Annotated in this window: 14 protein-coding genes; 9 read left to right on the top strand and 5 right to left on the bottom strand. The window is 64.6% G+C overall.

Annotation, left to right across the window (positions count from 1 at the left end; all coding sequences use genetic code 11):
* The first annotated feature begins 41 nt into the window (after nucleotides 1–41).
* Nucleotides 42–1,868 carry an ABC-F family ATP-binding cassette domain-containing protein gene (locus QEG70_RS06310; protein WP_308719898.1) on the top strand — a complete coding sequence of 609 codons (1,827 nt, stop codon included), beginning with the start codon at nucleotides 42–44 and terminating at the stop codon, nucleotides 1,866–1,868.
* Here the strand turns inward: QEG70_RS06310 and QEG70_RS06315 are convergent.
* Complete coding sequence (locus QEG70_RS06315; protein ID WP_308719899.1) at nucleotides 1,856–2,857, bottom strand: Gfo/Idh/MocA family protein; 1,002 nt, start codon at nucleotides 2,855–2,857, stop codon at nucleotides 1,856–1,858. The genes QEG70_RS06310 and QEG70_RS06315 overlap by 13 nt on opposite strands.
* A 293-nt stretch (nucleotides 2,858–3,150) precedes the next feature.
* Here QEG70_RS06315 and secD point away from each other — a divergent pair, with 293 nt between their 5' ends.
* Together secD and secF are read left to right on the top strand one after the other, a co-directional pair.
* Entirely contained in the window at nucleotides 3,151–4,701 is a 1,551-nt protein-coding gene (gene secD, locus QEG70_RS06320; RefSeq protein ID WP_308719900.1) for a protein translocase subunit SecD, read from the top strand.
* A 13-nt stretch (nucleotides 4,702–4,714) separates the two neighbouring features.
* Nucleotides 4,715–5,665, top strand: coding sequence for a protein translocase subunit SecF (secF, locus tag QEG70_RS06325; RefSeq protein WP_308720208.1), 951 nt, complete (start codon nucleotides 4,715–4,717; stop codon nucleotides 5,663–5,665).
* A 104-nt stretch (nucleotides 5,666–5,769) separates the two neighbouring features.
* Here secF and QEG70_RS06330 read toward each other — a convergent pair whose 3' ends face one another.
* Both QEG70_RS06330 and mscL read right to left on the bottom strand, forming a co-directional pair.
* Nucleotides 5,770–6,222 carry a hypothetical protein gene (locus tag QEG70_RS06330; protein ID WP_308719901.1) on the bottom strand — a complete coding sequence of 151 codons (453 nt, stop codon included), beginning with the start codon at nucleotides 6,220–6,222 and terminating at the stop codon, nucleotides 5,770–5,772.
* Between the two features lie 250 nt (nucleotides 6,223–6,472).
* A complete protein-coding gene (mscL, locus tag QEG70_RS06335) occupies nucleotides 6,473–6,982 on the bottom strand; it encodes a large conductance mechanosensitive channel protein MscL (protein ID WP_078526841.1) in 510 nt (169 codons plus the stop codon).
* A gap of 248 nt (nucleotides 6,983–7,230) precedes the next feature.
* Here mscL and rpmE point away from each other — a divergent pair, with 248 nt between their 5' ends.
* The 3 genes from rpmE (at nucleotide 7,231) to QEG70_RS06350 (ending at nucleotide 9,038) form a co-directional block, all read left to right on the top strand.
* The gene (rpmE, locus tag QEG70_RS06340; protein ID WP_061272648.1) at nucleotides 7,231–7,461 is read left to right on the top strand and encodes a 50S ribosomal protein L31; all 231 of its coding nucleotides are present in this window, start codon (nucleotides 7,231–7,233) and stop codon (nucleotides 7,459–7,461) included.
* Between the two features lie 185 nt (nucleotides 7,462–7,646).
* Entirely contained in the window at nucleotides 7,647–8,153 is a 507-nt protein-coding gene (locus QEG70_RS06345) for an Hsp20 family protein (RefSeq protein ID WP_308719902.1), read from the top strand.
* 297 nt (nucleotides 8,154–8,450) lie between these two features.
* The gene (locus QEG70_RS06350; protein WP_308719903.1) at nucleotides 8,451–9,038 is read left to right on the top strand and encodes a DUF1013 domain-containing protein; all 588 of its coding nucleotides are present in this window, start codon (nucleotides 8,451–8,453) and stop codon (nucleotides 9,036–9,038) included.
* 51 nt (nucleotides 9,039–9,089) lie between these two features.
* Here QEG70_RS06350 and QEG70_RS06355 read toward each other — a convergent pair whose 3' ends face one another.
* A complete protein-coding gene (locus QEG70_RS06355) occupies nucleotides 9,090–9,260 on the bottom strand; it encodes a YdcH family protein (protein WP_078526835.1) in 171 nt (56 codons plus the stop codon).
* 161 nt (nucleotides 9,261–9,421) lie between these two features.
* Between QEG70_RS06355 and QEG70_RS06360 the strand changes: the two genes are divergently transcribed.
* The 3 genes from QEG70_RS06360 to QEG70_RS06370 all read left to right on the top strand — a co-directional run bounded on the left by QEG70_RS06360 (nucleotide 9,422) and on the right by QEG70_RS06370 (nucleotide 11,302).
* Nucleotides 9,422–9,622: a YdcH family protein gene (locus QEG70_RS06360; RefSeq protein WP_308719904.1), complete on the top strand. Its 201-nt coding sequence runs from the start codon at nucleotides 9,422–9,424 to the stop codon at nucleotides 9,620–9,622.
* Nucleotides 9,623–9,686: 64 nt separating this feature from the next.
* Nucleotides 9,687–10,145: a 5-(carboxyamino)imidazole ribonucleotide mutase gene (gene purE / locus QEG70_RS06365; protein ID WP_308720209.1), complete on the top strand. Its 459-nt coding sequence runs from the start codon at nucleotides 9,687–9,689 to the stop codon at nucleotides 10,143–10,145.
* Nucleotides 10,142–11,302: a 5-(carboxyamino)imidazole ribonucleotide synthase gene (locus QEG70_RS06370; RefSeq protein WP_308719905.1), complete on the top strand. Its 1,161-nt coding sequence runs from the start codon at nucleotides 10,142–10,144 to the stop codon at nucleotides 11,300–11,302. The genes purE and QEG70_RS06370 overlap by 4 nt, the downstream gene beginning before the upstream one ends.
* A gap of 92 nt (nucleotides 11,303–11,394) precedes the next feature.
* On the opposite strand, the gene QEG70_RS06375 is transcribed toward QEG70_RS06370, so the two are convergent.
* Nucleotides 11,395–12,066, bottom strand: coding sequence for a JAB domain-containing protein (locus tag QEG70_RS06375; RefSeq protein ID WP_308719906.1), 672 nt, complete (start codon nucleotides 12,064–12,066; stop codon nucleotides 11,395–11,397).
* Nucleotides 12,067–12,141 lie beyond the last annotated feature (75 nt).

A 12,141-nucleotide genomic window follows, 5' to 3' on the forward strand; every position in this document is an offset into this window, starting at 1 on the left:
CGGACCTTGCGCCCGGCCCGCCTGACACGACATAAGCGGGTATGGCTCCTCCTCCCCTTCTCCTCCTCCAAGATATTACCCTGACCCTTGGTGGCGCGCCGCTGCTTGATGGCGCGGGGTTTGGTATCGGCCCCGGCGAGCGGGTCTGCCTTGTCGGGCGCAATGGCTGCGGCAAGTCCACCCTGCTGCGCATTGCGGCGGGCGAGATCCAGGCCGATTCCGGCACGGTCTTCCTCCAGCCCGGCACCACGGTGCGCTACCTGCCGCAGGAGCCTGACCTGTCGGGCTTTGCCACCACGCTGGATTACGTGCGCGCGGGCATGGGGCCGAACGACCCGGAATACCGAGCCGAACTGCTGCTGGGCGAACTCGGCCTGAATGGCACGGAAGACCCGTCAACACTCTCGGGCGGGGAAGCACGCCGCTGCGCGCTGGCCCGCGCGCTCGCCCCCGAGCCGGACCTGCTCCTGCTCGATGAGCCGACCAACCACCTCGACATGCCCACCATTGAATGGCTGGAGCGCGAACTGCTCTCGCTCTCATCGGCCATGGTCATCATCAGCCATGACCGCCGCCTGCTTGAAACCCTGTCACGTTCGGTGGTGTGGCTCGACCGAGGCGTGACCCGCAGGCTCGACCAGGGCTTTGCCCGCTTCGAGACCTGGCGCGAGGAGGTGCTGGAGCAGGAGGAACGCGACAGCCACAAGCTTGACCGCCAGATCGCGCGCGAGGAAGACTGGATGCGCTACGGCGTGACCGCACGCCGCAAGCGCAACGTGCGCCGCGTGGCCGAACTGGCCGAACTGCGCAACCAGCGCCGCACCGCCATCCGCCCGCAGGGCGGGCTGAAAATGGAAGCCCGCGAGAGCGACCTTTCGGGCAAGCTCGTTGCCGTGGCCGAGGATGTCTGCCGCGCCTATGACCCCGCCCACCCCGTGGTCAGCCATCTCGACCTGCGCGTGCTGCGCAAGGATCGGCTGGGCATCGTGGGCGCGAACGGCGCGGGCAAGAGTACGCTCTTGCGCCTGCTCACCGGGCAGGACAAGCCGGATTCGGGCACGATCAATATCGGCAGCGCGCTGTCGGTCGTGACACTGGACCAGCAGCGCCGCACGCTCGACCCCACCGCCACCCTGGCCGATACGCTGACCGGCGGCGGGGGCGACATGGTGCAGGTGGGTGACGAGAAGCGCCATGTCATTGGCTACATGAAGGACTTCCTGTTCCGCCCCGAGCAGGCGCGCACCCCGGTGGGCGTGCTGTCAGGCGGTGAGCGCGGGCGGCTGATGCTGGCCTGTGCGCTGGCGCGGCCGTCGAACCTGCTGGTGCTCGATGAGCCAACCAACGACCTCGACCTTGAAACGCTCGACCTGTTGCAGGAGATGCTGGCCGCCTATTCCGGCACGGTGCTGCTTGTCAGCCACGACCGTGACTTCCTCGACCGGGTCGCCTCCTCCATCCTGATGGCCGAAGGCGGCGGAAAATGGGTGGAATATGCCGGTGGCTACAGCGACATGCTGGCCCAGCGGCAGGATGCGACCCTCGCCGCCCGCCCCCGCGCCGAGCGTAGTGAAGCCGCACCCGCCACGACCGATGTCACCCCCAGCACCTCGCCCCGCCAGCCTGCCCGCAAGATGACCTACAAGGACAAGCATGCGCTTGAGCAACTGCCGGGGCAGATGGCAGCCCTTGAGGCGGAAATCGAGCGCCTGCGCGCAGTGCTGAGCGATGGCGGGCTTTATGCCCGCGACCCCGCTGCCTTCACCGCCGCGACGGCCGCACTGGAAAAGGCGCAGGCCGACCTGACTGGCGCCGAGGAACGCTGGCTGGAACTTGAAATGCTGCGCGAGACGCTTCAGTCCTCCTGAACGGGGGGAATGATCAACCCAGACGCCTCCATCCGCGCCCGCGTGGCGGCAATGCCCTGCGTTACCGCAAGGGCGGCCGCCAGCGCCCGCCGGCCTGCCGCGCCATCAACCAGTACTTTCGCGCCATCAAGGCAGGAGGCGGCAAAGGCCGCGTGCTCGGCGGCGAGCGTGTCATGGTCACGCCATGTGACCGATTCGCGGCGGAAGCCGCCCGTGCCCGGCAGCGGCAGGCCGCGCTCGCGCCCGATCATGGTCAGTTCACGCTTCATGAAATCGGCGGAGAGGTAGCCCTCCTGCGAGAACACGCGCATGCGCCGCTCGGTCTTGAGCGAGATGCGGCTCGCCGCAATGGTGGCGACACAGCCATTTTCAAACCGCACGCGGGCATTGGCGATATCCTCGAACGGCGAACTCACCGCAGCCCCCAGCGCATCCACGCTTTCGATCGGGCTGTCGACAATTGCCAGAACCAGGTCGAGATCATGGATCATGAGATCGAGGATGACCGATACATCCGTGCCGCGCGGCTTGTAGGGCGCGATGCGGGTTGCCTCGATATAAAGCGGGCGGGTGATGCGCTCGGTAATGGCCCGGTGCTCAGCGGAATAACGCAGCAGGTGGCCCACCTGCAGCACCACGCCGTGCTTTTGCGCCAGATGCATCAGTTCATCGGCCTGCTCCAGCGTCGCGGCCATGGGTTTTTCAACCAGCACGTGCCTGCCCGCCACAAGCGCTTCGCGGGCAAGGTCAAAATGATATTCCGCCGGGGCCGCCACGATGATCGCATCACAACGGGCCAGCAGGTCGGGGTAGGACAGCACCGGCACGCCCCCCGCCTCATCAGCCACCTTGCGCGCGCGCGCGGCATCGGGGTCATGAATGCCCACGAGTTCCTCCCGCGCGCCAGACAGCACCTTGAGCGCATGGAAGCGGCCAAAATGCCCAGCCCCCACAATGCCGATGCGTAACCGCCGTGCTGCCTGCGCCATGTCCTGCCTTTCCTGCGTGCCGTTCTTCCGGGGCCGTTTCAAAACGACCATGCCTTTGAAACACCCCTGCCGGATTAGCAGCCAGCACGCCGGTCGCACAGCCCCCGCCATGCGCGCCTGTCGCCGCCAATGCGGCAAAACGGCAACGCCGGGCAGGCGCTCGGTGCATCAGCGGTTGCATCATCGGGCGTGGGGCGGCATGTTCCCGCACTGATTTTACGTGCACACGACACATTGACCATGCCGGGCAAGGGAACCGGCTCAGCCGGGCGCAGGGAGCTTTCCATCAAGTCATGATGTATTACAGTCGGCTCAGAATGGCTTCGGTCATTGGCGTATGTCTGATCGGGCTGGCGCTGTGCCTGCCCAACTTCATCCGCCAGCCCAGCCCCTCCCTGCCCTGGCGCCAGATCCATCTGGGCCTTGACCTGCGTGGCGGCTCATACCTGCTGTTGCAGGTGGACATGGCCAGCGTCGCCACCGACAGGCTGCGCGGCCTGCAGGACCAGACCCGCCAGACCCTGCTCAAGGCCGGGCTTGGCTACCGCAACCTGGCCACCGGCCCCCATGGCGTGACCTTCACCCCCCGCACGCCCGACGAGACGCAGCCCGACCTCAAGGCGCTGCGCGCCATGCCGATGAACACGCCGGGCGAGTTCAAGGTGGAAGAGGGTGAAGGTGGCCAGATTGCCCTCACGCTCTCACCCGATGCGGCCCGCCAGCGCGCCTATGATGCGGTCACCCAGTCCATCGAGATCGTGCGCCGCCGCATTGACGCCACCGGCGCGATCGACCCCGAGATCACCCGACAGGGCGAGGACCGGATCATTGTCGAACTGCCCGGCATCAGCGACCCCGAGCGGGTGAAGAACCTGCTTGGCACCACGGCGAAGATGACCTTCCACCTCGTGGCCGATTCCGCCATTGGCTCCAGCGTACCGCCCGCAGGCGTGGAAATGCTGCCCATGAGCGACGGGCAGGGCACGCTGCCGGTCTTCTCGCATGTGGACGTGGACGGCGCTGACCTGACCAATGCCAGCGCCTCGATCGATCAGGATGGCGGCGAATGGGCGGTGAACTTTACCTTCGATTCGACCGGAGCGCAGGAATTTGGCGATGTCACCCGTGCCAATGTGGGCAAGCGCTTCGCCATCGTGCTCGATAACAAGGTGATCGAGGCCCCGATCATCCACACCGCCATTACCGGCGGCAACGGGCAGATTACCGGCGGCTTCTCCGCCCAGCAGGCTACCGATATGGCCCTGCTGCTGCGCGCGGGCGCGCTGCCCGCACCGCTCAACGTGATCGAGCAGCGCTCCATCGGGCCCTCGCTCGGGGCCGATTCGATCCGCGCTGGCGGCTACAGCCTGGCCGCGGGCTTCGTGCTCGTGATCGCATTCATGGCGCTGTTCTATGGCCGGTTCGGCTGGTATGCCAACATCGCCCTTCTGGCCAACCTGGTGCTGATGACCGCCATCCTCTCGCTGTTCGAGGCGACACTGACCCTGCCGGGCATGGCGGGCATGCTGCTGACCCTGGGCATGGCGGTGGATGCCAACATCCTGATCAACGAGCGCATCCGCGAGGAAGTGGCCCGCGGCCGCAGCGCACTGCAGGCCATGCAGGCAGGCTTCGAGCGCGCGACCGCCACCATCGTGGACAGTAACGCAACCGCCCTGCTGGCCCATGTCATGCTGTTCGTTTTCGGAACCGGGCCGGTGCGCGGCTTCGCGCTGACCATCACGATCGGTATCGTGACGACCCTGTTTACCACCCTTCTCCTATCCCGGATGCTGATGGTGCGCTGGTATGCCCGCACACGCCCCAGCACCCTGCCGGTCTGAGGCGCGCCGAATGATGTTTGATCGTCCCCTTCTCCGGTTCGTGCCGCGTGGCACGAAAATCAACTTCATGCGCGGGCGCTTTATCGGGCTGGCCACGTCTGCCGTGCTGTCCATCGCCTCGCTGATCCTGTTCTTCCACCCCGGGCTGACGCTGGGGCTGGATTTCAGGGGCGGCATCGTGGTCGAGGCCCGCACGCAGGGGCCGGCTGATTTCAACGTCATCCGCGCCGCATTGGCGAAGGAGCATGTCTCGGCTGCGGGCGTGCAGTCCTTTGGCGGCCCCGATGACGTGCTGATCCGCCTCGACACGCCGCCTGAGAGCGAACCCGACCACGAGGCCCGCACGCAGGCCATGGTCGACTCCGTGCGCCATGCCATCGCCACCCTGCCCGGAGCCCAGGTGCTTCGGGCGGATGCGGTGGGGGCTTCGGTGTCGAAGGAACTGTTCCGCAACGGCATGCTGGCGCTGGGCATCAGCCTGCTGATGATCCTGGCCTATATCTGGTTCCGTTTTGAATGGGAGTTCGCGGTCAGCGCGGTGGTGACGCTGGTGCTGGACCTGACCAAGGCCATCGGCTTTCTGGTCATTACGCATTTCGAGTTCGATCTGGTGATGGTGGCGGCCATCCTGACCATTCTGGGCTACTCCACCAACGACAAGGTGGTGGTCTATGACCGCGTGCGCGAGAACCTGCGCAAATACCGCACCATGCCGCTCGCCGAACTGATTGACCTGTCGATCAACGAGACGCTGAGCCGCACGCTGGGCACGTCATGCACCGTGTTCCTGGCGGCCCTGCCGCTGGCCCTGTTTGGCGGGGCCAGCCTGTCCGGCTTTGCGTGGGTGATGCTGTTCGGGATCGTGGTGGGCACGTCGTCTTCCATCTTCATCGCAGCGCCCCTGCTACTGCTGATGGGCGAGAAGCGGCTGCGGCGGGATGCACGGCCGCCCACGCGTTCCTGAGAGTATGACCGATAAAAAGTAAAAGTTTATGGGTGCCGCCTTTTTTCAAAAAGGCGGCATTTTTTGAAGCTTTTTGAAAAAAGCTTCACCAAAAACGTTTCACACTATCTGGGGGCAGGTCCGGCCGATGGCGGCACGACCTGCCCTTTTGCATTGACGGGCATGAGCGGCGCGCCGGGAAGGCAGCGCGGGGGTGCAACACCATTGAGCGTGGAAGGGTCGGGCTGATTGGCGCAGGCCACCATCAGGGCTACGGCCTGCTGGCCTTCGCGGCGCGCGCGGCGCGAGGGCTTTTGCAGCACGGCCATGATCGTGTGCTTGCCGTATTTGAGCGAGGTGGCCATGTCATACACCTGCTGGCCTGAAAGCCCGCCATCCTGCAGGCGGCTGACAAGGCTGCCCTCGGCCATAAAATAGGTCGAGACCAGCAGGTAATCCTGGGCCGGGCCGAGCAGGCGCGCCATGTCCGGGCGCTGCGGGCCATGGCAGCCCGCAAGCAGGCTGGCCGCCGCCACAAGCAGCATGCCGGAACGGACATGTCGTCGAATATCAATCATGTAGCGCCAACCCTGTAACGGCTGTGAAAATTCTCTCATGCACAACGCATGCCCCGCGCCGTGGTCTGGCCAGACGGGCGGGTCACAGCCACCGGGTTACACAAACACCGCATGTGATCAACCCGCGCCTGCAATAGTGGGCACCTAGGCCACCGGACACAAGGGCATGAAAGGGCACAAAAAAACGGGCACCCCCGACAGGGTGCCCGTTCCTTGCCCCGCGCCCAGAACACGGCGCCGGAGCGTGTATTCAGGCCTTGGGGGCCTCGCCCTTCTGGGCGGCTTCGGTCTTGAGCACGTCGAGAATATCCTGCAGCAGCAACTCGCTGCGCGGGGGGGCGGGCGGCGTTGCCGGCTTCTCGGCTTCTTTCTTGGCAGTCAGGCGGTTGATGACCTTGACCACCCAGAAAATCACGAAACCGATGATGACGAACTGGATCACGGCATTGAGGAACAGGCCCACATTCAGGGTAACCGCGCCAGCCTTCTGCGCATCGGCCAGCGTGGCCAGATGCGGGCCGCGCAGGGTGATGAACAGGTTGGTGAAGTCGATGCCGCCAATGAGCAGGCCAAGGATGGGGGTGAAGATATCCTTCACCAGGCTGTTCACGATAGCCGTGAACGCCGCGCCGACGATAACACCGACGGCGAGGTCAACCACGTTGCCGCGCATGAGAAAGTTGCGGAATTCGCCCAGCCAACCGGGTACATGAATATCCTTGACGTGCAGTTCAGGCACGTGATCCGGCAGTTTTGCCATTAACGCCAATCCTTTATTTCGCAGAAGATATTTACTCCTAGCAACATCGGGCGCGCGTGACGACTGCATCAACGCCGCTTTTTTGCCATTCCGCTCCCCTGATGCAACGCGGTAACACCCTGCCTGCCGCCACGGGCGTGGGTTTTCTTGCCATCGGGTGTTGATCTCGGGCGCCCATCTCGTCTATAGGCCAGCCGAACATACGCCCCCGGTCGGCATCGGTGGGCCCAGCGCGAAAGTTTTTTGAAATGAAATCCGGCATCCACCCCGACTACCACGAGATCAATGTCATCATGACCGATGGCACCGAGTACAAGACCCGCTCCTGCTACGGCAAGCCGGGCGATACGCTCCGCCTCGACATCGACACCAAGTCCCACCCGGCGTGGACCGGCGTGCAGCGCATGATGGACACCGGGGGCCAGGTCGCCAAGTTCAACAAGAAGTTCGGCGCGCTGGGCCAGCGCAAGAAGGGCTGATAACCCTTACCTCCACCGAACATACACTGCGGTTACGGGCAATGCCCGGTCCCTTGAACGGGGGGCCGGGCATTCCCATGTCTGGACCATGCGAACGCCCGAGCGGGTTCGCATCTTCCCCAAAGCGCGGCCCGCTCGACCGAGGGGCCGCCTACCGCAGACCTTGCTTCATGGAGGTTTTGAACATGGCTTATGATTTCGCACCGCTGTTTCGCAGCGCGATCGGGTTTGACCGACTGGCCCAGCTTGTCGATACGGCGGCCCAGAATCCGGTCAGCCCGTCCTACCCGCCCTACAATATCGAAAAGCTGTCCGATGCCCGCTATGTCCTGACCATGGCGGTGGCAGGCTTCGGCCCCGATGACATCGAACTGACCGTGCAGGACAACACGCTGATCGTGGCCGGTCGCGTGGCGGAAAACACGCAGGACCGCGAGATGCTCCATCGCGGCATTGCCACACGCGCGTTCGAGCGCCGCTTTGTGCTGGCCGACCATGTGGTGGTGGAAAAGGCGGACATGACCAACGGCCTGCTGCGCATTGCCGTGCGCCAGATCGTGCCCGAGGCGCTCAAGCCGCGCCGCATTCCCATCTCGTCAGGGCAGGTCGTGGCCATGGAGGATGCGCAGCCCGCCCCCGCCTGTGTTGCCACCCCTGCCCCACAGCCCGCCGCGTGTGGCTGCGCGGCCTGAACAGGGTCATTGATTGCGGGGGCGGGCCAGATGGCCTGCCCCCGTTTTTGTACGGTACGCACGTCGGCATGACTGCCCGCATCTTTTCAGGCTCCGGGCTGATGGATGCGAAACATCAGGCGCGGGCGGATTGATGTCTTGACCTTTGGCGTCTGCAACCTTCATATCACTTCCACGAGTGTTTTCCGTTTAAGCGCGCCAGCAGGTACGCACGGTTCCCGCTTCGGGATGGAGCCGTTTCACACACCATTTCAGGTGCCTGCGTGTGGCGCCACACGCTGTAGGACCTGAGTGACAATGACTGCCCTGCCCCTGATGCCCAAGGCAACCGCCGTGTGGCTTATTGAAAAGACGGCGCTGACCTTTACCCAGATTGCCGAATTCTGTGGAATGCACCCCCTTGAGGTGCAGGCCATCGCCGATGGCGAAGTGGCGCAGGGAATCGTGGGCTATGACCCGATTGCCAACCACCAGCTGACCCAGGCGGAAATCGACCGCTGCGAGAAAGACCCTGAGTCGCGCCTCAAGATCCTGCCGCCTGCCAACCCGATCAACCGCCGCTCGAAGGGCGCGCGCTATACGCCGGTAGCCAAGCGCAACGACCGGCCGGATGCGATTGCGTTCATCCTGCGCAACTTCCCGCAGCTGTCCGAGCAGCAGATCAGCAAGCTGCTGGGCACCACCAAGGACACGATCGAGAAAGTGCGCAGCAAGCAGCACTGGAACAGCCCCAACATCAAGCCGCGTGACCCCGTGACACTGGGCCTGTGCAGCCAGACCGACCTCAATGCCATGGTTGCTGCCGCCAATGAACGCCTTGCCCGTGAAGGCCAGGCCGTTCCCCCGCCGCTTGAACTGGACGACGACAGCGAGCACGCACTGTAAGCCTGACCGCCCGGCGGCATGCCCGCCGGGCGGAAAAGCAGGGCCTTTTGTTCAGCCCAGCCTGGCCAGTCGCTCAATTTCTTCCTTTACGCGCAGTTTTTCCAGCTTGAGCCGCCTTATCGCGCCCTCATCGGGCAGCGGGCGGCGGTCTTCATCAAAAATGCGGGCATCAAGCCGCGCATGGCGTGTTTTGAGGCTGTTGATACGCGCTTCATACGACATGGAACCCTCCAGCGTCTTTGCTACGACCCGATCAGGCTAGACCAGACGCGCAGGCAAATTCCATGCTAAAATTGCAGACCGTGGGGCAAGGCGCACGCATTTCGCCTTTTGGCGCGGATATGCTTAGACTAGGGCCCTGCCCACCGAACAGATGAGCCGCCATGCTGACAGATCGCGAGACCCTCCTTCGCAAACTACATGAACTGCGCAGCGAACATCGTGACCTTGATACGGTCATAAGCCGCATGGCCCTGCAGATGGCGGACCAGTTGCAACTGCAACGGTTGAAAAAACGCAAACTGCTGCTCAAGGACGAGATCACCTGGCTGGAAAGCCGCCTGATCCCCGACAGTATTGCCTGACGACCTGACGAGAGTATTTCAAACCGTGAGCCACCCTTCTTCCTCCCCCTGCGTGGGGATCATCATGGGCAGCCAGTCCGACTGGGAAACCATGCGCCACGCCACCGCCGTGCTGGAAAAGCTTGAAGTTGCGCATGAGGTGCGCATCGTCTCCGCCCACCGCACGCCCGACCGGCTGGCGGAATATGCAAAAGCCGCGCAGGGGCGCGGGCTTTCGGTCATCATCGCAGGCGCGGGTGGAGCGGCCCACCTGCCGGGCATGTGTGCGGCCTGGACGGCGCTGCCGGTGCTGGGGGTTCCGGTCGAATCGCATGCGCTCAAGGGCATGGACAGCCTGCTTTCCATCGTGCAGATGCCCGGCGGCATTCCCGTGGGCACGCTGGCCATTGGCAAGGCGGGGGCGACCAATGCCGCCCTAATGGCGGCTGCCATCCTCGCTTTGTCCGACCCGGCGCTGGGCGCGCGGCTGGCAGCGTGGCGCGCGGCCCAGACGGCGGCCGTGGCGGATGAGCCGACCCGATGAGCATGCTGCCCCCCGGTTCCGTCCTCGGCATTGTGGGCGGTGGCCAGCTTGGCCGCATGTCAGCCATTGCCGCCGCCCGCCTTGGCTACCGCGCCCATATCCTGACCACCGAGGCCGATGGCCCGGCAGCCCAGGTGGCGCATGCCGTGACCCTTGGCGCCTATGATGACCACGATGCCCTGCGCCGCTTTGCCGGTGCGGTGGATGTCATCACCTTCGAGTTCGAGAACATCAGCGCCGACGGGCTGGACCTGCTCTCGAGCCTGCGCCCGGTTCACCCGGCGGGTGCGATCCTGCGCATCAGCCAGGACCGCATTGCCGAGAAAACCTTCATGGGCGAGCACGGCATTCCCGTCGCCCCCTGGCACGCGGTTGAAAGCCGGGCCGACCTTGACCGCGCGGCGGACGCGCTGGGCTATCCCTTCATTCTCAAGACCACCCGGCTGGGCTATGACGGCAAGGGGCAGGCCCGCATTCACAGCGCGACCGACCTCGACCACGCATTCGATACGCTGCGCCCCCACCCGCTGGTAGCCGAGGGCATGATCCGCTTCGCCTGCGAGGTGAGCGTGATGGTGGCTCGCAACGAACGCGGCGATGTCAGCACCTTTGATGTAACCGAGAACCGCCACCGCAACGGCATTCTCGACATCAGCCTGGCCCCTGCGCGCATCAGCCCTGACCTTGCCGCGCAGGCGCGCGATCTGGCCCGGCGCATTGCCTCGGCCCTCGGCCTTGTGGGGCTGCTGGGGGTGGAGATGTTCGTGGACCATGATGGCAGCCTGCGCGTGAACGAGATCGCGCCGCGGCCGCATAATTCCGGCCACTGGACCATGAATGCCTGCCCGGTGGACCAGTTCGAGATGCATGTGCGCGCTGTAACCAATCTGCCGCTGCCACCTGCCACCCGCCATAGCGACGCGGTGATGAAAAACCTGATCGGCCCCGATGACATGACGCTGTGGCCCGACATCATGGCCACCCCGCGCCTGCTGCCCCACCATTATGGCAAGGCCGAGGCCCGGCCGGGGCGCAAGATGGGGCATGTGAACGTGATCTTTCCGCCCGGCAGCCTGCCCGGTGAGTTCGGTGTTGAAGCCGCCCTTGGCCCACTGGCAACGCCCGTGAACCCAAAAGACGACGCGGCTGGCAAATAGAGTTTTTGGTGAAGCTTTTTGCAAAAAGCTTCAAAAGAATGCCGCCTTATCAAAAAAGGCGGCACCCGGAACTTTATCTCGACCACGAATACTCAGGCAATCAGCCCCATGGCGCGAAAGCTGTGGGTGCGCCTGTTGCCCACGATAATGTGGTCATGCACCACAACGCCCATCATCTTGCCGATCTGGGCAATGCGCATGGTCATCTCGATATCGGCACCTGATGGCTCGGGGCGGCCCGCAGGGTGGTTATGGGCCAGCACCAGCTTTTCGGCGCCCAGTTGCAGGGCGCGGCGCATGATCTCGCGCGGGTAGACGGGGGAATGGTTGACCGTGCCGGTGCCCATCAGGTCATCGGCCAGCAGGTGGCATGCCCCATCAAGGAACAGCACCCGGAACTGCTCGATCACCTCATGGCCCATGCAGGCCTGCAGGTAAGCCTCCAGCCCCTTGCGGCCCGCGAGCACATCCGTGCGCCGCACCCGGCTCCGATACAGCCTTAGCGCGGCCTCGCGCGCCACCGCGAGCAGCGGCGGCACGAGCGCCTCGCGCCCCGCCACTTCATCAAGCCCGCCCACATGCGCCGATAGCGCCATGCCCGCCGAGCCGAAACGGGCCAGAAGGCTGGCTGCCAGCCGGTCGGGGGCGGGATGCGCCGTATCAAGCGTGCGGATGAGGCGATGCAGGAAGGCATGGTCCTGCGCGCGGCTGATGCTGCCACCAAGAGGCACCGATGCGGGGGCGGGCGGCTTATGGTCGGACAAAACGGCCCTTCCCCAACAATTGCAGGACAGGACACGCCGCCATGGTGCATGATGGCGACAAAATAAGGAGGTTAT

The organism is Komagataeibacter xylinus, assembly GCF_031081985.1.
In the GTDB taxonomy this organism is placed as follows: Bacteria; Pseudomonadota; Alphaproteobacteria; order Acetobacterales; family Acetobacteraceae; genus Komagataeibacter; species Komagataeibacter xylinus_E.

Excerpts from the sequence above, each read along its gene's own strand:
- QEG70_RS06310 (WP_308719898.1), top strand. The coding sequence starts at position 42 with ATGGCTCCTCCTCCCCTTCTCCTCCTCCAAGATATTACCCTGACCCTT.
- QEG70_RS06315 (WP_308719899.1), bottom strand. The coding sequence starts at position 2,857 with ATGGCGCAGGCAGCACGGCGGTTACGCATCGGCATTGTGGGGGCTGGG.
- secD (WP_308719900.1), top strand. The coding sequence starts at position 3,151 with ATGATGTATTACAGTCGGCTCAGAATGGCTTCGGTCATTGGCGTATGT.
- secF (WP_308720208.1), top strand. The coding sequence starts at position 4,715 with ATGTTTGATCGTCCCCTTCTCCGGTTCGTGCCGCGTGGCACGAAAATC.
- QEG70_RS06330 (WP_308719901.1), bottom strand. The coding sequence starts at position 6,222 with ATGATTGATATTCGACGACATGTCCGTTCCGGCATGCTGCTTGTGGCG.
- mscL (WP_078526841.1), bottom strand. The coding sequence starts at position 6,982 with ATGGCAAAACTGCCGGATCACGTGCCTGAACTGCACGTCAAGGATATT.
- rpmE (WP_061272648.1), top strand. The coding sequence starts at position 7,231 with ATGAAATCCGGCATCCACCCCGACTACCACGAGATCAATGTCATCATG.
- QEG70_RS06345 (WP_308719902.1), top strand. The coding sequence starts at position 7,647 with ATGGCTTATGATTTCGCACCGCTGTTTCGCAGCGCGATCGGGTTTGAC.
- QEG70_RS06350 (WP_308719903.1), top strand. The coding sequence starts at position 8,451 with ATGACTGCCCTGCCCCTGATGCCCAAGGCAACCGCCGTGTGGCTTATT.
- QEG70_RS06355 (WP_078526835.1), bottom strand. The coding sequence starts at position 9,260 with ATGTCGTATGAAGCGCGTATCAACAGCCTCAAAACACGCCATGCGCGG.
- QEG70_RS06360 (WP_308719904.1), top strand. The coding sequence starts at position 9,422 with ATGCTGACAGATCGCGAGACCCTCCTTCGCAAACTACATGAACTGCGC.
- purE (WP_308720209.1), top strand. The coding sequence starts at position 9,687 with ATGGGCAGCCAGTCCGACTGGGAAACCATGCGCCACGCCACCGCCGTG.
- QEG70_RS06370 (WP_308719905.1), top strand. The coding sequence starts at position 10,142 with ATGAGCATGCTGCCCCCCGGTTCCGTCCTCGGCATTGTGGGCGGTGGC.